The sequence below is a fragment of the Pseudomonas sp. PDM20 genome (genome assembly GCF_014852575.3).
Lineage (GTDB): Bacteria > Pseudomonadota > Gammaproteobacteria > Pseudomonadales > Pseudomonadaceae > Pseudomonas.
The window spans coordinates 1,487,290-1,504,601 of the sequence record NZ_CM181224.1; the positions used below are offsets into that span (position 1 = coordinate 1,487,290).

Genomic DNA, 17,312 nt, shown 5'->3' on the forward strand with positions numbered 1-17,312 from the left:
AGCGAACACCGTGCAGTACGCCACACCTTGGCTTACTGTTATGCGCTGGAAAGCCGCCTGCGAGAAGCCCGCCGATCATGACCCCCGCCATCGACCTGCTGAAAAAGAACCGCGCCGAACACCACGTGCTGAGCTACGAGCACGACCCCAAGGCGCCGTCCTACGGCCTGGAGGCCGCCGAGAAGCTCAACCTCGACCCGGCGCGGGTGTTCAAGACGCTGCTGGCGGCAAGCGAGAAGGGCGAACTGCTGGTGGCGGTGGTTCCGGTGGTGGGGAGCCTGGACCTCAAGGCGCTGGCCCACGCGGCGGGCGTGAAGAAGGCCGACATGGCCGACCCCAACGCTGCGCAGCGCGCCACTGGCTACCTGGTTGGCGGCATCAGCCCGCTGGGGCAGAAGAAGCGCCTGCGCACCTTCATCGATGAATCCGCCCAGGGCTTCCCGACCATCCATGTCAGCGCTGGCCGACGCGGTCTGGAAGTGGAGCTGAGCGCCGAGACGCTGGCCGGCCTGACCTCGGCGAAGTTCGCGCCCATCGGCCGCCCCTGATCGCTCAACCCCGGGGACTGTGTGGTCCCCACTGTACGGTTCGCCGCCCGCCGGCTTCTGTCATGCTCGGCCATCACTTACAAGGAGATCGCCATGCTGCTCGACTTCCATCAGGTGGACGCCTTCACCGACCGTCCTTTCGCCGGCAACCCGGCCATGGTCTATCGCCTCGATGCTTGGCTGAACGACGAGCTGATGCAGAAGATCGCCGCCGAGCACAACCTCTCGGAGACCGCCTTCCTGGTGAAGGAACCCGAGGGCTGGCGCATCCGCTGGTTCACCCCGACCGCCGAGGTGCCGCTGTGCGGCCACGCCACCCTGGCCAGCGCCCACGTGCTGTTCGAGGTGTTCGATGAGCCGGGCGAGGTGCTGGAGCTCAATTCGCTGTCCGGCCCGCTGCGCGTGACCCGCGAGGAGGGCCGTCTGGCGCTGAACTTCCCGGCGCAGCCGCCGAGCGAAACCGGCGCCACCGTGGAACTGGCCAGCGCATTGGGCGTGGACGTGGTGGACGCACTGAGCAACGCCTCGCACCTGCTGGCGCTGCTGGAATCCGAGCAGGCCGTGCGCGACTGCAAGCCGGATTTCGCCGCCCTGGCGCGTCTGCCGTACCTGGGGGTGATCGTCACTGCGCGCAGCGATGACTATGACTTCGTCTCGCGCTTCTTCGCCCCGGCCATCGGCCTCAACGAAGACCCGGTGACCGGCGCCGCCCACTGCAGCCTGATCCCCTACTGGTCGGGCCGCCTGAACAAGCTGCAGATGCGCGCCTTCCAGTGCTCCGAGCGCGGCGGCGAGCTGTGGTGCCGCCTGGAGGACGACCGCGTGAGCATCGCCGGTTATGCGCGCCTGGTGGCCAGCGGTCGTCTGCTGGTTGTTTGATCTGTGACCGGGGAGATTTCGTCTTCCCGGCGTAGGCTGGCCTTCCCTGAAAACCGCGCCCCTCTGGCGCGGTTCGCAGCTTCGGAGGAAGGCCCATGGCAACCCTGGTCATCGCTGACTATCACACCCACACCGGCTCCCCCGTTCTTGCCCCGGCGACCCTGAACGCCCTGGCGGCTGCCCGGCAGATCGGCGGTGACGTGCATCTGCTGCTGGCCGGCAGCGGCCTGACCCAACTGGCGGAGCACGCTCGCGGCATCGAGTGCATCGCGCGCGTCGTGCTGGTGGACGATTCCGCCTACGACCACCTGCTGGCGGAAAACCTCTCCGCACTGGTCGTGCAGCTCGCTCCTGGCTACAGCCATATTCTCGCGCCTGCCAGCGCCATGGGCCGTGATTGCCTGCCGCGTATTGCCGCGCTGCTGGACGTCGATGCGGTTTCCGACGTCATCGCGGTGATCGATGACGAGACCTTCCAGCGCCCGATCTACGCCGGCAATGCGATTGCCACGGTGCGCTGCGCAGGGCGGCTGAAAGTGCTGGGTATCCGGCCAACGGCCTTCGACCCGGTTTCCGCTGAAGGTGGCAACGCCGAGCTGGAAAGACGCAACGGGGCGGGCGATCTCGCGCTTTCGTCCTGGCAGGGTGAGGAGCATCCGGACTTCGAACGCCCGGCACTGGAAGCGGCGCGGGTAATAGTCGCTGGCGGGCGCGGGCTGCAGACCGAGGAAGGCTTCGCGGCGCTCTATCCCCTGGCGGATCGCCTGCACGGCGCCGTGGGCGCTTCGCTGGCGGCGGTGGACGCAGGTTTCGCACCGGCGGAGCTGCAGATCGGCCAGTCCGGGCGCATCGTCGCGCCGGAGCTTTACCTGGCGGTAGGGATATCCGGTGCGGTGCAGCACGTGGCGGGGATGAAGGACGCCAAGGTCATCGCCGCGATCAACCTCGATCCGGACGCACCGATCTTCGAAATCGCCGACTACGGCCTGCAGGGCGACCTGTTCGAGTTGCTGCCGGCGTTGATGCTCGAGTTGGACAGCGCGCTCGGCTAGAGCGCCACGCTGCCCTGTGCCGGGAACAGCACCAGGTGCTCGGCGGCGACGCCGATGGCCACTTCGTCGCCCGGTTGATGGTCGCAGTGGCTGGGAAATAGCGATTCCAGCTGGGTGCCGGTGGGCAGTTGCAGACGATAGAGCGTCGCCGCGCCGAGGAACGACTTGCCGACAATCCGCGCCTTCAGCGCGCCATCGGCGGCCGGCACCAGGTCGTCCGGGCGCAGCAGCACATCCACCGCACTGCCGTCCGGCAGGCTGTAGGCGCGATTGCCGCGCAGCAGGCCCAGTTCGGTCTGCACCGCATCGCGTCCGCACATCTGTCCGCGAATGAAATAACCCTGGCCGACGAAGCTGGCGACGAAGGGTGTCTGCGGTTCGTGGTAGAGGTTGAACGGGGTGTCCCACTGCTCCAGCACGCCATGGCGGAATACGCCGACGTGGTCGCTGACGGCGAAGGCCTCTTCCTGGTCGTGGGTGACCAGGACCGCGCTGGTGCCGCGAGCCTTGAGGATGTCGCGCACCTCGTGGCTGAGCTGGCGGCGCAGTTCCACGTCGAGGTTGGAGAAGGGTTCGTCGAGCAGCAGCAGTTGCGGTTGCGGTGCCAGCGCGCGGGCCAGGGCCACGCGTTGCTGCTGGCCGCCGGAGAGCTCGTGGGGGAAGCGCTGGCCGAGGCCGTCGAGCTTCACCAGCTCCAGCAATTCGCCGACGATGCGCTCGCGTTCGGGGTGCTTGCGAATGCCGAAGGCGATGTTGTCCGCCACCGACAGGTGCGGGAACAGCGCGTAGTCCTGGAACACCATGCCGATCCGGCGCTTCTCCGGCGACAGGGTGAAGCCGGGGCGGGAAATCACTTCGCCGGCCAGCTCGATGCGGCCGGCCTGCACCGGCTCGAAACCGGCGATGGCGCGCAGGGTGGTGGTCTTGCCGCAGCCCGAGGGGCCGAGCAGGCAGCCGATGTCGCCGACGTTCAGGTGCAGGCTGACGCCTTGCACCACACGCTGCTGTTCATAGCCACAGGAAAGATCTTCGAGGTTGAGCAGCAGCGTTTGGGTCATTGAACGTAGAACCTGTTCAGAATCTCGCCGAGCGCAGTCCGGGCTAGGCGGAATCAGGTAAAAAAGCGCAGTTTACGCCTGCTGAATGAGCATTTTTTACCTGATTCCAACGCCGCCCGGGCCAGCGCAGGCAGATTATGGGCAGGTTCTCAGGCGTAGTGGGCGTGCTCGACCAGCAGTTCGAGCAGCGCCTTCTGGGCGTGGAGACGGTTTTCCGCCTGGTCCCAGGCCACGGAGCGCGCGTCGTCCAGCAGGTCTTCGCTGATCTCTTCGCCACGGTGGGCCGGCAGGCAGTGCATGAATAGTACATCCGCCGCCGCGCCGTCGAGCAGCGCACGTGTTACCTGATATGGCTGGAACAGGCGCAGGCGCGCGGCCGCTTCGTCTTCCTGGCCCATGGAGGCCCAGACGTCGGTGCTTACCAGGTGCGCGCCGGCCACCGCCTCGCGCGGGTCGCGGAAGATCTTCACGCGATCGCCAGCCAGTTCCATCAGCGCGGCATTCGGCTCGTAACCTTCCGGGCAGGCCACGTTCAGCTGGAAGTCGAAGCGGATCGCCGCCTCGATGTAGCTGTTGCACATGTTGTTGCCGTCGCCGATCCAGGCTGCGGTCTTGCCGGCGATGCTGCCGCGGTGCTCGAAGAAGGTCTGCATGTCGGCCAGCAACTGGCAGGGATGCAGGTCGTCCGACAGGCCGTTGATCACCGGCACGCGGGAGTTTTCGGCGAACTCGATCAGGTTGCTGTGGGCGAAGGTGCGGATCATCACCGCATCGACCATCCGCGACATCACCCGTGCGGCGTCGGCGATCGGCTCGCCACGGCCCAGCTGGGTATCGCGCGGGGAGAGGAAGATGGCCTGGCCGCCGAGCTGGATCATGCCGGCTTCGAAGGAAATCCGCGTACGGGTCGAGGCTTTCTCGAAGATCATGCCCAGCACGCGGTTCTTCAGTGGTTCGTAGAGCACGCCTCGGTCTCGCAGGTCCTTCAGCTCGGTGGCGCGGCGGATCAGACCGAGCAGTTCTTCGGTCGTGTAATCCAGCATCGAGAGGAAGTGACGTGCGCTCATGGTTCGTACCTACTACTTATTCTCAGAATCAGGCCGAGGTACCGACCGGCTTTCGTGAGAAAAAACGGGCTGAACCTGCGGCGGGACCGCATGGAGCGGAAAATGGGGGAAGGCGCGATCCTATAAGGAAATGACGGATCTACGCAAGTTTCCCCCGGAAGGCCCGTCGGGCGGGGCTTCAACATGGTCGTTCCTGATGCCCCGCGATTCACCCGACGGAAGCTGGTGGTGCTTCGCCAGGCCAGGATTCATAGTGCTTTCGACCCCGCGACCGGCCCCATGAGGCGCCGGCGACAACAATAACGAGGCGAGCCATGAGCAAGACCCTCCACCACCGTGCGTGCCACCTGTGCGAAGCCATCTGCGGCCTGACCATCGAGACCGAGGATGAGCGCATCCTCTCGATCAAGGGCGACGCCCAGGACAGCTTCAGCCGCGGCCACGTCTGCCCCAAGGCGGTGGCCCTGCAGGACATCCAGAACGACCCGGACCGCCTGCGCCAGCCGGTGCGCCGCGTCGGCAACGAGTGGCAGCCGATCGGCTGGGACGAGGCTTTCGAGCTGGTCGCCACGCGTCTTGCCGAGATTCGTTTACGCCATGGCAACGACGCCGTGGCCGTGTACCAGGGCAATCCCAGCGTGCACAACTACGGGCTGATGACCCACAGCAACTACTTCCTCGGCCAGCTGAAGACCCGCAACCGTTACTCGGCGACCTCGGTGGACCAGTTGCCGCATCATCTGGTCAGCCAGCAGATGTTCGGCCATGGCCTGCTGATCCCGATTCCCGACATCGACCACACCGACTTCATGCTGATCCTGGGCGGCAACCCGCTGGCCTCCAACGGCAGCATCATGACCGTCCCGGACGTGGAGAAACGCCTGAAGGCGCTGAAGGCGCGCGGTGGCAAGCTGGTGGTGGTCGATCCGCGTCGCACCGAGACGGCGGCGCTGGCGGACCAGCATCTGTTCGTCCGTCCCGGCGAGGATGCAGCCTTGTTGCTGGGCATCCTCGACACGCTGCTCAGCGAAGGGCTGACCCGCGCAACCGCCCTGCCGGTGAATGGCCTGGAGGCGGTACGCGAAGCCCTGGCGCCGTTCAAGGTCGAAGCCATGGCCGCGCGCTGCGGTGTGCCGGCCGAGGATATCCGCCAGCTGGCGCGGGCTTTCGCCGCCGCCGACAAGGCGGTCTGCTACGGGCGCATGGGGGTTTCGACGCAAGTCTTCGGCAGCCTGTGCCAGTGGCTGGTGCAACTGATCAACCTGGTCACCGGCAACCTCGACCGCGTCGGCGGCACCCTGTGCACCACGCCGGCGGTGGACCTGGTGGCGTCCACTGCGGGCGGCGCTTTCAATCGCTGGCAAAGCCGCGTGTCCAGCCTGCCGGAATACGGCGGTGAACTGCCGGTGGCGGCGCTGGCCGAGGAGATGCTCACCGAAGGGGAGGGGCAGGTGCGCGCACTGGTGACGGTGGCCGGCAACCCGGTGCTGTCCACGCCCAATGGCCGTCGCCTGGAGCAGGCGCTGGATGGCCTGGAGTTCATGCTCAGCGTCGATCTGTACATCAACGAGACGACCCGCTACGCCGACCTGATCCTGCCGCCCACCGCGCCGCTGGAGCACGATCACTACGACACCACCTTCAATGTCTTCGCAGTGCGCAACGTCACCCGCTTCAACGAGGCGATCCTGCCCAAGCCCGAAGGCGCACTGCACGACTGGGAAATCTTCGTCGGCCTGGCCAAGGCCTATGCCGCGCGTCAGGGCAGCGAGCTCAAGCCGACCATGGCGCCGGAGCAGATGATCGAGATGGGCCTGCGCTTCGGCCCCTACGGCGACGCCAGCGAGCACAAGCTCAACCTGGCGCGGCTGCGCGAGCACCCGCACGGGCTGGACCTGGGGCCGCTGCAGCCGAACCTGGCGCCGCGCCTGAAAACCGCCAGCCGCAGCATCGAGGCGGCACCGGAGATTTTCCTCAACGACCTGCGCCGTTTTGCCGACAGCCAGTCGCCGGCCATCGACCAATTGCTGCTGATCGGCCGCCGCCACGTGCGCAGCAACAACTCGTGGATGCACAACTATCACCGCCTGGTGAAGGGCAAGCCGCGCCACCAGTTGCTGATGCATCCGCAGGACCTGGCGTCGCGCGGGCTGGTAGATGGGCAGAAGGTGCGGGTGCGTTCGCGGGTAGGCAGCATCGAGATCGAAGTGGCTTCCAGCGATGAAGTCATGGCCGGCGTGGTCAGCCTGCCCCACGGCTGGGGCCACGGGCGACCGGGCGTGCAACTGGCCATCGCGCGCGAGCAGGGCGGTGCCAGCGCCAACGATCTGACCGACGAGCGCCACCTGGATGCACTCTCCGGCAACACTGCGCTCAATGGTGTGCCGGTGGAGGTCGAGGCGGCCTGACAAGCTGACGCACGTCACCTGCAAAGCCGAGCGTTGCACTCGGCTTTGCAGTACAATGCGCGGTACCGTGCCGGCCTGTGCCCCCAGAGGCGACTGCCGGGTCAGTGTCTGATAGTTAAGCCGAGGAAGTTCATGGATATCATCGATACCATCAAAGAGCAGATCTCCAGCAACCCTGTTCTGCTGTACATGAAGGGTTCGCCGAACGCTCCCCAGTGCGGTTTCTCGTCCCGCGCCGCGCAGGTGCTGATGGCTTGCGGCGAAAAGTTCGCCTACGTCGACATCCTGCAGAACCCGGAAATCCGCGCCAACCTGCCCAAGTACGCCAACTGGCCGACCTTCCCGCAACTGTGGGTCGGTGGTGAACTGGTCGGCGGCAGCGACATCCTGGCCGAGATGTTCGAGAAGGGTGAGCTGCAACCGCTGATCAAGGACGCCGTGAGCAAGGCCAACGCCTGAGTCTTTCGTGCTGTCGCACAAAGCCCCGCCTTGGCGGGGCTTTGTTTTTGGGAAGAAATAAAAGATGACTGAACAGACGCGGGCCAACGCCGCGCGCTGGGCGTGCGGATACTGCTTCGCCATGGGCGGGATGGTCCATGGCAGCGTGATGGGGCGGGTGCCGGCCCTCAAGAGCATGACCGGGGTCGACGAGCAGCAACTGGGCCAGGCGCTCTTGGGCGCGGGCTTCGGCGCGCTGCTGGCGTTCGCCTTCGCCGGCGCGCTGGTGCGGCGCTATGGCAGCCGGGCGATCACCGTGATTTCCGGGTTGGCGCTGATGGCGACCTTCCCCTTGCTCGGGCTGGCGCAGGATGTCTGGGTACTGGCGGCGGGCTTCCTCGCCGTCGGCCTGACCTTCGCGACCATGGACGTGGCGATGAACACCCAGGCGGTGGAAGTCGAGCGGCGCCTCGGCCGCCCGTGCATCTCCAGTTTGCATGGCATGTACAGCCTGGGCGGTCTGGTCGGTGCAGTCGGCGCGGCAGCGTTTGCCGACCTGGCGCCGATCTGGCACTTCAGCCTGCTGGCGCTGATCGCCGTGGCGATCCTGCCGTTCTTCGCCCGTCATCTGTTCGAGGGCCGTCCGGAACCCATGGAGGAGGAGGCGCCAGCCCAACGTGGCTGGCGCCTGCCGCCACCGGCACTGATCGGCCTGGGTCTGCTGACGCTCTGCGCGTTCGTTTCCGAAGGGGCGGTTGCCGACTGGGGGGCCTTGCTGCTGCATCAGGTGCTGGGCGCGTCCGAACGCCTGGCAGCACTGGGCTTCGCGGCATTCTCCGCAACCATGGTGCTGGGGCGGCTGTTCGGTGATCGTTTGCGCGTGCGCTTCGCCGACGAGGCGCTGGTGCGCAACCTCGCGCTGCTGGCGATTTCGGGCATGTTCCTGGCGCTGTTCAGTCCGTGGGTTGCCGGCGCGATTGCCGGATTCGCCCTGGTGGGCGCGGGACTGTCGGTGGTGGTGCCGATCCTGATCGGCGCCGCGGGCAACCGGCCGGGCGTCGAGCCTTCGCGCGGCGTGGCGGCGGTAGCGTCGTTCGGCTATGGCGGCTTGCTGATGGGCCCGCCGCTGATCGGCTTCCTCGCCGAGCACGTGGGCCTGCGCCTGTCGTTGCTGGTGGTGGTGGGGCTGTGCGCAGGGTTGGTGCTGAAGGCGTCACTGGTGCGCCGTCCGCCAAAGGCGAACGTCTAGAAGGAGAGGGCACCGGCGTCCACAACAGCGCCGGTGCCTTTTTTCTATCAGTCGTCTTCGTGCATGTGCGACTGCAGGTAGTTTTCCAGACCGACTTTCTGAATCAGGCCCAGCTGGGTTTCCAGGTAGTCGATGTGCTCTTCCTCGGACTCGAGGATGTCCTTGAGCAGGTCGCGGCTGACGTAGTCATGCACGCTTTCGCAATGCACGATGGCGTCGCGCAGGTCCTTGCAGGCCTTGAGTTCCAGGTTCAGGTCGCACTGCAGCATTTCCTGGGTGTTCTCGCCGATCAGCAGCTTGCCCAGGTCCTGCAGGTTGGGCAGGCCTTCGAGGAACAGGATGCGTTCGATGAGCTTGTCGGCGTGCTTCATCTCATCGATGGACTCGTGGTACTCATGCGCGCCGAGGCGCTTCAGGCCCCAGTCGTTCCACATGCGCGAGTGCAGGAAGTACTGGTTGATGGCGATCAGCTCGTTGCCGAGGATCTTGTTCAGATGCTGGATGACTTTCTTGTCGCCTTTCATGCCGGGGTCCTGCCGTGTGGAGTGGGAGAGATTGAAATTCTCGCGCCCTTATAACCATCTGTCAAACATAAGTCCTTGAATTTGTTATAAAAAGGAATATGAATGCGAATGTTTTCATTCCGCAACTTGGCGCTAAACCACTGAATTACGGGCATAAAAAAACCGGGCCAGAGCCCGGTTTCCTTGGAATTTTGGCTGAATCGATCAGCGGTCTTTTTTCTCAACCCGCCGCGTAGGCCAGGTTGTAGTTCATCGCCTGGGCGCTTTGCAGCTCGCCGAGGGTATCGCGAACCACCTGTTTGGCCAGGCAGGCGCACTTGCCACATTGAGTGCCGACGCCGGTGCATTCGCGCACTTCGCGATAGTTGCAGGCGCCGTCGTAGATCGCATCGCGGATCTGGGTATCGGTAACACCGTTGCAGAGGCAGACGTACATGGTTGCACTACAGTCGCTGTGGGGTTGTTGGAAGCGATACTAATAATAATGAGAATGATTGTCAAAATTTACCAGGAACCCCTTTCGTGGTCTCCGATAAATGGTCGTGAGGTCAGTGAATCTGCCGCGAAAGCCGCATGGATGAAGGCCTTGCCTGCCCGGTGTATGATGGCTGCCCCACTGGAGCGGCAACCCCTCAAGCCCGGCAGTTTCGACCGGGCAGCGGGCGTTTCGCTCCCAAGCGCCTCACCATTTCCGGAGACAAGGAATGAGCGTACTCGTAGGTAAGAAAGCTCCCGATTTCAACGTGGCCGCCGTGCTGGGCACCGGCGAGATCGTCGACAGCTTCGTGCTGTCCGAAGCCATCAAGGGCAAGTACGGCCTGGTGTTCTTCTACCCGCTGGACTTCACCTTCGTGTGCCCGTCCGAGCTGATCGCCCTGGACCACCGCATCCCCGACTTCCAGGCGCGCAACGTCGAAGTGATCGGCGTTTCCATCGATTCCCACTTCACCCACAACGCCTGGCGCAACACTCCGGTGGACAAGGGCGGCATCGGCCCGGTCAAGTACACCCTGGCCGCCGACATCACCCACGAGATCGCCAAGGCCTATGACGTCGAATCTGAAGGCGGCGTGGCTTTCCGTGGCGCCTTCCTGATCGACCAGAACGGCGTGGTGCGTTCGCAGATCGTCAACGACCTGCCGCTGGGCCGTAACATGGACGAGCTGCTGCGTCTGGTCGACGCCCTGCAGTTCACCGAGGAACACGGCGAAGTTTGCCCGGCCAACTGGAAGAAGGGCGACAAGGGCATGACCGCCTCGCCCGAAGGCGTTGCCGCCTACCTGGCCGAGAACGCCGGCAAGCTGTAAGGCTGCTGGTGAATAAAAAAGCCCCGCGATTGCGGGGCTTTTTTATTCAGGACGGCACGATCAGTGATCGTCTTCCATCCAGCCGCCGAATTCCTTCCAGCGGTTGACGATGCCGCAGAACAGCTCGGCAGTCTTCTCGGTGTCGTAGCGCGCCGAGTGAGCCTCGCGGTTGTCGAACTCGATGCCGGCGGTCTGGCAGGCTTTGGCCAGGACGGTCTGGCCGTAAGCGAGGCCGGCGAGGGTAGCGGTGTCGAAGCTGGAGAACGGGTGGAACGGGTTGCGTTTCACGCCGCTGCGGTTCACCGCCGCATTGAGGAAGCCCAGGTCGAAGCTGCTGTTGTGGCCGACCAGGATCGCCCGCTTGCAGCCGTTGGACTTCAGCGACTTGCGGATGCCGCGGAAGATTTCGGTCAGCGCCTGTTCTTCCGGCACGGCCATGCGCAGCGGGTGGTCCAGCTTGATGCCGGTGAACTCCAGCGCCGCTTGCTCGATGTTGGCGCCTTCGAAGGGCTCCACGCGGAAGAAGTAGGTGTGTTCGGGGAACAGGTAGCCGCTTTCGTCCATGCCGATGGTGACGGCAGCGATTTCCAGCAGGGCGTCGGTGCCGGCGTTGAAGCCACCGGTCTCGACGTCCACCACGACCGGCAGGTAGCCACGGAAGCGGCGCGCCATCGGGTGGCGCGGGCCGGGCGGGAAGGAACCGTCGAGTTCTTCTTCGAAGATTTCGTTCTCGTCACTCATGCCTCGGTCTCCAGCAGGCGCCAGCGCAGTTTTTCACCCGCGCGCAGCGGGACGACGTCGAAATCGCCGAACGGCAGGGCCGCCGGGGCTTCCCACTCTTCGCGGACCAGGGTGATGCGGTCGCTGTTGCGCGGCAGGCCGTAGAAATCCGGGCCGTGGAAACTGGCGAAACCTTCCAGCTTGTCCAGCGCATTGCGCTGTTCGAAGGCTTCGGCGTACAGCTCGATGGCGGCGTAGGCGGTGTAGCAGCCGGCGCAACCGCAGGCGGCTTCCTTGGCGTGGCGCGCGTGGGGGGCCGAGTCGGTGCCGAGGAAGAACTTCGGGCTGCCGCTGGTAGCGGCATCCAGCAGGGCTTCCTGGTGGGTGTTGCGCTTGAGGATCGGCAGGCAATAGAAGTGCGGGCGAATGCCGCCAACCAGCATGTGGTTGCGGTTGTACAGCAGGTGGTGTGCGGTGATGGTGGCGCCGACGTTGGCCGGGGCGGCCTTGACGAAGGCGGCGGCATCGCCGGTGGTGATGTGCTCGAAGACCACCTTGAGGGTCGGGAAACGCTCGACCACTCGGGTCAGGTGCTCGTCGATGAAGCGCTTCTCACGGTCGAACACGTCGACCTCGGCGCGGGTCACCTCGCCGTGTACCAGCAGCGGCAGGCCGACTTCGGCCATGGCTTCGAGCACGTGGAAGATGTTGTCGACGCTGGTGACGCCGGAATCGGAGTTGGTGGTGGCGCCGGCCGGGTACAGCTTGGCGGCGTGCACAAAGCCGGAGGCCTTGGCGGCACGGACTTCCTCGACGCTGGTGCGGTCGGTGAGGTACAGCACCATCAGCGGCTCGAAGCGGCTGCCGGCGGGACGGGCGGCCAGGATGCGCTGGCGGTAGGCGTCGGCTTCGGCGGCGTTGCGTACCGGCGGGACCAGGTTCGGCATGATGATGGCGCGGCCGAAGGTGCGGGCGGCGTCGCCGACGGTTTGCGCGAGTGCGGCGCCGTCGCGCAGGTGGATGTGCCAGTCGTCGGGGCGCAGGAGTGTCAGGCGGTCGGACATGCGGATTCCAGGGGTGCGGTTGCAGCGGGAAGAGGGTGAAATGCTACCGGAAAAGGCCGCCGCCGGCACTCGCTATCAAGTTTTGCCGAGGCCGACCGATAGAATCTGGGACGCCTCTTTATCTGTATGGAAGCCATCGTGCGCCAGCCCTCCCTTCTCCTGCTCGCTCTCTGTGCCAGCCTCCCGGCCTGGGGGCTGACCTTCCAGACGCGCATGGAAAGTGCGCAATGGACGGTGGAGGGCGACCAGTTCGAGTGCCGGCTGTCGCAGAGCGTGGCCGGTTTCGGCCTGGGCGAATTCGTCTGGCGCGCCGGCGAGCAGCCGACCTTCCGGCTCAAGCCGCAGAGGGGCTGGCTGGGCAGCGGCTCGGCAACCCTGCTGGCGGCCGCGCCGCCGTGGCGTCCGGGGCAGGGCGACCTGAACCTGGGGGCAGTGCAGGTGGGTTCGGGCGATGTGCCTTTCAACAGCACCCAGCAGCAGGCCGGGCGGCTGCTCGGCGGTTTGCTGGAAGGCCGTGCGCCGGAAGTGCGCCACCGCACGCGCACTGGCGAGAACCTGCTGGTACGGCTGATGCCAACGCGTTTCGCCGACGGATACGTGAAGTTCCAGGACTGTTCGACGAAGATGCTCCCGGTCAACTTCGACCAGGTGCGCCAGAGCCAGGTCGGCTTCCCGGACGGCGGCACCGAGGTCGATCCGCTGGGTCGCGCCAAGCTGGACATCATCCTGCAGTACATGAAGGCCGATCCGACGGTGAATCGCATCGAGCTGGACGGCCATTCCGACAACAGCGGCAACCGCCTGGCCAACCGCGAGGCCTCGCGCCGCCGGGCCATCGCGGTGATGGAGTACCTGAAGGCCAATGGTGTGGCGGAATCGCAGATCACCGTGCGCTTCTACGGTGAGCGCTACCCGCTGGTGAAGAACAACTCCGCTGCCAACCGCGCGAAGAATCGCCGGGTAACGGTGAACCTGTCCCGCGAGGCGGTCGTCGAGCAGGCACCCGCCGAAGCCCCGCCAGCCCCTGCCGCACCGGCTCCCAGCACCGCCAGCGCGCCGGCTCAGGGCGCGCCGGCAGCGCCTGCCGCCAACGCGGCCAACCCACCCGCCACGCCGCCCGCGACACCCAAGGGCTGACCCGCGGCGTCGGGTCGCACCGACGATAGTATTTGTCGCTTTGTCGTCAAAAGCTGTCGCCCCTCTGTAAATTATTCCGAGCGGACAGTAGAATCGGCCCCTTTCGTGACAACCCCCGTGGAGTTGAGTGGCATGGCGGACGTGAAGAAGGTAGTCCTGGCGTATTCCGGTGGCCTGGACACCTCGGTAATTCTGAAGTGGCTGCAGGATACCTATAACTGCGAAGTGGTGACCTTCACCGCCGACCTGGGTCAGGGCGAGGAGGTCGAACCGGCCCGCGCCAAGGCCAAGCAGATGGGCGTGAAAGAGGTCTTCATCGAGGACCTGCGAGAAGAATTCGTCCGCGACTTCGTCTTCCCGATGTTCCGTGCCAACACCGTCTACGAAGGCGAGTACCTGCTGGGTACCTCCATCGCCCGCCCGCTGATCGCCAAGCGCCTGATCGAGATTGCCAACGCCACCGGCGCTGACGCCATCTCCCACGGCGCCACCGGCAAGGGCAACGACCAGGTGCGTTTCGAGCTGGGCGCCTACGCGCTCAAGCCGGGCGTGAAGGTGATCGCTCCCTGGCGCGAGTGGGACCTGCTGTCCCGCGAGAAGCTGATGGACTACGCCGAAGCCCACAACATCCCGATCGAGCGCCACGGCAAGAAGAAATCGCCGTACTCCATGGATGCCAACCTGCTGCACATCTCCTATGAAGGCGGCGTGCTGGAAGACACCTGGACCGAGCACGAAGAGGACATGTGGAAGTGGACCGTCTCCCCGGAGAAGGCCCCTGACACCGCCACCTACATCGAGCTGACCTACCGCAAGGGCGACATCGTCGCCATCGACGGCAAGGACATGACTCCCGCCCAGGTACTGACCGAGCTGAACCGCATCGGCGGCGCCAACGGCATCGGCCGTCTGGACATCGTCGAGAACCGTTACGTCGGCATGAAGTCCCGTGGCTGCTACGAGACCCCTGGCGGCACCATCATGCTCAAGGCGCACCGTGCCATCGAGTCGATCACCCTGGACCGCGAAGTCGCTCACCTGAAGGACGAGCTGATGCCGCGCTACGCCAAGCTGATCTACACCGGCTACTGGTGGAGCCCGGAGCGCGAGATGCTCCAGCAGATGATCGATGCCTCCCAGGAACACGTGAACGGCGTCGTGCGCCTGAAGCTGTACAAGGGCAATGTCATCGTCACCGGCCGCAAGTCCGACGACTCGCTGTTCGATGCCAACATCGCGACCTTCGAGGAAGACGGCGGCGCCTACAACCAGGCCGATGCCGCTGGCTTCATCAAGCTCAACGCGCTGCGCATGCGTATCGCCGCGAACAAGGGCCGCAAGCTGTTCTGATAAGCTTGCGTCTCCCGTGACAAGCAGACCCCGGCCACGAGCCGGGGTTTGTGTTTATAAGCCCGCACTCCGGGCACCTGATGAGGAAAGAACCGATGAGACTGCTGCACACCATGCTGCGCGTCGGCGACATGGACAAATCCATCGCCTTCTACACCGAAGTCCTGGGCATGACCCTGCTGCGTCGCAAGGATTATCCGGACGGCCAGTTCACCTTGGCATTCGTGGGCTACGGCAACGAAGACGACAACAGCGTCATCGAGCTGACCTACAACTGGGGCGTGGACCAGTACGAGCTGGGCACCGGCTACGGCCACATCGCCCTGGAAGTGGCGGACGTCTACAAGGCCTGCGAGGACATCCGCTCCCGTGGCGGCAAGATCACCCGCGAGCCGGGCCCGATGAAGCACGGCACCAGCATCCTGGCCTTCGTCGAAGACCCGGACGGCTACAAGATCGAGCTGCTGAGCCCGCAGCGCAAGGACTGATCGCGAAGCGTCCTTGAAGAAACCCCGCCAATCCAGCGGGGTTTTTCTTTTGCGGTGCGTCATCAGAAAGTCATCGCAGCGTTCATACTCAAGGGGCATCGACGTCGGACGCGTCGATTGCGGAAGCAGTTTCCGCCATTCGCTTGTCACAGTCAGAAGGAGCGCGCTGCGGGCCGGAGAATCCCCGCCGCGACGCCCCCGGCAATGACGGCCGAATGGACGGCCGCATCGATTTATCGGAAAGCCGCGCGCTCAGGTGCCCGGCTTCCATCGTCAAGGAATACAGCATGTCCCCAAGACCGGTAAACAATGCCTCGGTCAGCCCCAAGGGCAGCCTCGAAACCCTCTCCCAACGTGAAGTCCACCAGCTCAGCGAAGCGGGCTCGGGCAGTACCTACAAGCTCTTCCGCCAGTGTGCCCTGGCCATCCTCAACACCGGCACGCAGATCGACAACGCCAAGCACATCCTCGACGCCTACCGCGACTTCGAACTGGAAATCCACCAGCAGGACCGCGGCGTGCGCCTGGAGCTGTTCAACGCGCCGGCCGACGCCTTCGTCGACGGCGAGATGATCGCCAGCACCCGCGAGATGCTCTTCAGCGCCCTGCGCGACATCGTCTACACCCAGAACGCCCTGAACAGCCGGCGCTTCGGCCTGGACAGCTCGGCCGGCATCACCGATTACGTCTTCCACCTTCTGCGCAACGCCCGTGCCCTGCACGCCGGCGTGGAGCCGAAGATCGTCGTGTGCTGGGGCGGCCACTCCATCAGCACCAACGAGTACAAGTACACCAAGAAGGTCGGCCACGAACTGGGCCTGCGCAGCCTCGACGTCTGCACCGGTTGCGGCCCGGGCGTGATGAAGGGCCCGATGAAGGGCGCCACCATCGGTCACGCCAAGCAGCGCATCACCGATGGCCGCTACCTGGGCCTGACCGAGCCGGGAATCATCGCTGCGGAGGCGCCGAACCCGATCGTCAACGAACTGGTGATCCTGCCGGACATCGAGAAGCGCCTCGAAGCCTTCGTCCGTGTCGGTCACGGCATCATCGTGTTCCCCGGCGGCGTCGGTACGGCGGAGGAGTTCCTCTACCTGCTGGGCATCCTCATGCACCCGGAAAACCAGGACATGCCGTTCCCCCTGGTGCTCACCGGCCCGCGCAGCGCGGCGGCCTACATCGAACAGCTGCATGCCTTCGTCGGTGCGACGCTGGGCGAGGCGGCGCAGAAGCGCTACCGCATCATCATCGACGACCCGGCGGAAGTGGCGCGGGAAATGAGCACCGGCCTGAAGCGGGTCAAGCAGTTCCGCCGCGAGCGCAACGACGCCTACCACTTCAACTGGCTGCTGAAGATCGACGAGGGGTTCCAGCGCCCGTTCGAGCCGACCCACGAGAACATGGCCGGCCTGGATCTGGGTCGCGACGTGCCGCCACACGAACTGGCGGCGAACCTGCGCCGGGCGTTCTCCGGCATCGTCGCGGGCAACGTGAAGGACCGCGGCATCCGCATGATCGAAGAGTTCGGCCCGTACGAGATCCACGGCGACGCGGCCATCATGGAACCGCTGGATGCTCTGCTGCAGGCCTTCGTCGAACAGCACCGCATGAAGTTGCCGGGCGGCGCGGCGTACGAGCCGTGCTACCGGGTGGTGCAGCGCGCTGGTGTAGCGGTGTGAGCCTGTAGGAGCGGGCCATGCCCGCGATCGCGCATGGCGTGCTCCCACAAGGAGCAGAAAACAAAAAGCCCCGCCAGGATGCGGGGCTTTTTCATGCAGGTACTTCGCTTAGGAGAAGGCTTACAGATCGAAATCGTAGTCGGACAGTTGGCGCTGCAGGCGACGCTCTTCCAGGTAGTTGTCAATGATGCGGCGCTTGGTCAGGTTGGTCTTGGCGACCTCTGCCGATGCTTCGGCGCCGTCATCGCTGTCGTCTGTGCTGACATCGTCCTCGAGTTCGAGGTCTTCTTTGTCGTTTGCCATTCGGTGCACTCCACAACACGGGGTGTGTTGGCGCCCCTTAT

At 65.0% G+C, this 17,312-nt stretch carries 18 protein-coding genes; 11 read left to right on the top strand and 7 right to left on the bottom strand.

Going from position 1 to position 17,312, the window contains the following annotated elements:
* The first annotated feature begins 77 nt into the window (after positions 1–77).
* The 3 genes from ybaK to IB261_RS07065 all read left to right on the top strand — a co-directional run bounded on the left by ybaK (position 78) and on the right by IB261_RS07065 (position 2,479).
* Positions 78–548, top strand: coding sequence for a Cys-tRNA(Pro) deacylase (gene ybaK, locus IB261_RS07055; protein ID WP_081517701.1), 471 nt, complete (start codon positions 78–80; stop codon positions 546–548).
* Positions 549–641: 93 nt separating this feature from the next.
* A complete protein-coding gene (locus IB261_RS07060) occupies positions 642–1,427 on the top strand; it encodes a PhzF family phenazine biosynthesis protein (protein ID WP_151186172.1) in 786 nt (261 codons plus the stop codon).
* A 95-nt stretch (positions 1,428–1,522) separates the two neighbouring features.
* Positions 1,523–2,479 carry an FAD-binding protein gene (locus tag IB261_RS07065; RefSeq protein ID WP_192381755.1) on the top strand — a complete coding sequence of 319 codons (957 nt, stop codon included), beginning with the start codon at positions 1,523–1,525 and terminating at the stop codon, positions 2,477–2,479.
* Here IB261_RS07065 and IB261_RS07070 read toward each other — a convergent pair.
* Positions 2,476–3,537: an ABC transporter ATP-binding protein gene (locus IB261_RS07070; protein WP_192381757.1), complete on the bottom strand. Its 1,062-nt coding sequence runs from the start codon at positions 3,535–3,537 to the stop codon at positions 2,476–2,478. The genes IB261_RS07065 and IB261_RS07070 overlap by 4 nt on opposite strands.
* Positions 3,538–3,686: 149 nt before the next feature.
* Positions 3,687–4,604: an ornithine carbamoyltransferase gene (argF, locus tag IB261_RS07075; protein ID WP_081517705.1), complete on the bottom strand. Its 918-nt coding sequence runs from the start codon at positions 4,602–4,604 to the stop codon at positions 3,687–3,689.
* 314 nt (positions 4,605–4,918) lie between these two features.
* Between argF and IB261_RS07080 the strand changes: the two genes are divergently transcribed.
* The 3 genes from IB261_RS07080 (at position 4,919) to IB261_RS07090 (ending at position 8,699) form a co-directional block, all read left to right on the top strand.
* Positions 4,919–7,012, top strand: coding sequence for a molybdopterin oxidoreductase family protein (locus IB261_RS07080; protein ID WP_192381759.1), 2,094 nt, complete (start codon positions 4,919–4,921; stop codon positions 7,010–7,012).
* 132 nt (positions 7,013–7,144) lie between these two features.
* Positions 7,145–7,471: a Grx4 family monothiol glutaredoxin gene (grxD, locus tag IB261_RS07085; RefSeq protein WP_017521010.1), complete on the top strand. Its 327-nt coding sequence runs from the start codon at positions 7,145–7,147 to the stop codon at positions 7,469–7,471.
* 64 nt (positions 7,472–7,535) lie between these two features.
* Positions 7,536–8,699, top strand: a complete 1,164-nt coding sequence (locus IB261_RS07090; protein ID WP_192381761.1) for an MFS transporter — start codon at positions 7,536–7,538, stop codon at positions 8,697–8,699.
* Positions 8,700–8,746: 47 nt separating this feature from the next.
* On the opposite strand, the gene bfrB is transcribed toward IB261_RS07090, so the two are convergent.
* Positions 8,747–9,223: a bacterioferritin BfrB gene (bfrB, locus tag IB261_RS07095; protein WP_017521012.1), complete on the bottom strand. Its 477-nt coding sequence runs from the start codon at positions 9,221–9,223 to the stop codon at positions 8,747–8,749.
* Positions 9,224–9,443: 220 nt separating this feature from the next.
* On the bottom strand, positions 9,444–9,659 hold the full coding sequence (locus IB261_RS07100; RefSeq protein ID WP_081517708.1) for a bacterioferritin-associated ferredoxin: 216 nt from the start codon (positions 9,657–9,659) through the stop codon (positions 9,444–9,446).
* Between the two features lie 268 nt (positions 9,660–9,927).
* On the opposite strand from IB261_RS07100, the gene IB261_RS07105 reads away from it, so the two are divergent.
* Positions 9,928–10,530, top strand: coding sequence for a peroxiredoxin (locus IB261_RS07105; protein WP_081517709.1), 603 nt, complete (start codon positions 9,928–9,930; stop codon positions 10,528–10,530).
* 60 nt (positions 10,531–10,590) lie between these two features.
* Here IB261_RS07105 and rnt read toward each other — a convergent pair whose 3' ends face one another.
* Together rnt and pyrC are read right to left on the bottom strand one after the other, a co-directional pair.
* Positions 10,591–11,271 (bottom strand): ribonuclease T, encoded by a 681-nt coding sequence (gene rnt, locus IB261_RS07110; RefSeq protein WP_037011317.1) that lies wholly within the window; start codon positions 11,269–11,271, stop codon positions 10,591–10,593.
* Positions 11,268–12,314, bottom strand: a complete 1,047-nt coding sequence (gene pyrC, locus IB261_RS07115; RefSeq protein WP_151186176.1) for a dihydroorotase — start codon at positions 12,312–12,314, stop codon at positions 11,268–11,270. Before pyrC ends, rnt begins: the two co-directional genes overlap by 4 nt.
* 138 nt (positions 12,315–12,452) lie before the next feature.
* Here pyrC and IB261_RS07120 point away from each other — a divergent pair, with 138 nt between their 5' ends.
* The 4 genes from IB261_RS07120 (at position 12,453) to ppnN (ending at position 16,968) form a co-directional block, all read left to right on the top strand.
* A complete protein-coding gene (locus IB261_RS07120) occupies positions 12,453–13,451 on the top strand; it encodes a flagellar protein MotY (protein WP_318653044.1) in 999 nt (332 codons plus the stop codon).
* Between the two features lie 132 nt (positions 13,452–13,583).
* Positions 13,584–14,801, top strand: coding sequence for an argininosuccinate synthase (locus IB261_RS07125; RefSeq protein WP_151186177.1), 1,218 nt, complete (start codon positions 13,584–13,586; stop codon positions 14,799–14,801).
* Between the two features lie 95 nt (positions 14,802–14,896).
* Complete coding sequence (gene gloA, locus IB261_RS07130; protein ID WP_045209838.1) at positions 14,897–15,289, top strand: lactoylglutathione lyase; 393 nt, start codon at positions 14,897–14,899, stop codon at positions 15,287–15,289.
* A gap of 287 nt (positions 15,290–15,576) precedes the next feature.
* On the top strand, positions 15,577–16,968 hold the full coding sequence (gene ppnN / locus IB261_RS07135; RefSeq protein ID WP_081517713.1) for a nucleotide 5'-monophosphate nucleosidase PpnN: 1,392 nt from the start codon (positions 15,577–15,579) through the stop codon (positions 16,966–16,968).
* A 120-nt stretch (positions 16,969–17,088) separates the two neighbouring features.
* On the opposite strand, the gene IB261_RS07140 is transcribed toward ppnN, so the two are convergent.
* Entirely contained in the window at positions 17,089–17,271 is a 183-nt protein-coding gene (locus tag IB261_RS07140; RefSeq protein WP_081517714.1) for a PA3496 family putative envelope integrity protein, read from the bottom strand.
* Positions 17,272–17,312 lie beyond the last annotated feature (41 nt).

Coding starts and splice junctions, on each gene's coding strand:
- IB261_RS07090 (WP_192381761.1), top strand. CDS start 7,536: ATGACTGAACAGACGCGGGCCAACGCCGCGCGCTGGGCGTGCGGATAC.
- IB261_RS07070 (WP_192381757.1), bottom strand. CDS start 3,537: ATGACCCAAACGCTGCTGCTCAACCTCGAAGATCTTTCCTGTGGCTAT.
- grxD (WP_017521010.1), top strand. CDS start 7,145: ATGGATATCATCGATACCATCAAAGAGCAGATCTCCAGCAACCCTGTT.
- rnt (WP_037011317.1), bottom strand. CDS start 11,271: ATGAGTGACGAGAACGAAATCTTCGAAGAAGAACTCGACGGTTCCTTC.
- gloA (WP_045209838.1), top strand. CDS start 14,897: ATGAGACTGCTGCACACCATGCTGCGCGTCGGCGACATGGACAAATCC.
- IB261_RS07140 (WP_081517714.1), bottom strand. CDS start 17,271: ATGGCAAACGACAAAGAAGACCTCGAACTCGAGGACGATGTCAGCACA.
- bfrB (WP_017521012.1), bottom strand. CDS start 9,223: ATGAAAGGCGACAAGAAAGTCATCCAGCATCTGAACAAGATCCTCGGC.
- IB261_RS07060 (WP_151186172.1), top strand. CDS start 642: ATGCTGCTCGACTTCCATCAGGTGGACGCCTTCACCGACCGTCCTTTC.
- IB261_RS07125 (WP_151186177.1), top strand. CDS start 13,584: ATGGCGGACGTGAAGAAGGTAGTCCTGGCGTATTCCGGTGGCCTGGAC.
- argF (WP_081517705.1), bottom strand. CDS start 4,604: ATGAGCGCACGTCACTTCCTCTCGATGCTGGATTACACGACCGAAGAA.
- ppnN (WP_081517713.1), top strand. CDS start 15,577: ATGTCCCCAAGACCGGTAAACAATGCCTCGGTCAGCCCCAAGGGCAGC.
- IB261_RS07080 (WP_192381759.1), top strand. CDS start 4,919: ATGAGCAAGACCCTCCACCACCGTGCGTGCCACCTGTGCGAAGCCATC.
- IB261_RS07065 (WP_192381755.1), top strand. CDS start 1,523: ATGGCAACCCTGGTCATCGCTGACTATCACACCCACACCGGCTCCCCC.
- IB261_RS07105 (WP_081517709.1), top strand. CDS start 9,928: ATGAGCGTACTCGTAGGTAAGAAAGCTCCCGATTTCAACGTGGCCGCC.
- ybaK (WP_081517701.1), top strand. CDS start 78: ATGACCCCCGCCATCGACCTGCTGAAAAAGAACCGCGCCGAACACCAC.
- IB261_RS07100 (WP_081517708.1), bottom strand. CDS start 9,659: ATGTACGTCTGCCTCTGCAACGGTGTTACCGATACCCAGATCCGCGAT.
- pyrC (WP_151186176.1), bottom strand. CDS start 12,314: ATGTCCGACCGCCTGACACTCCTGCGCCCCGACGACTGGCACATCCAC.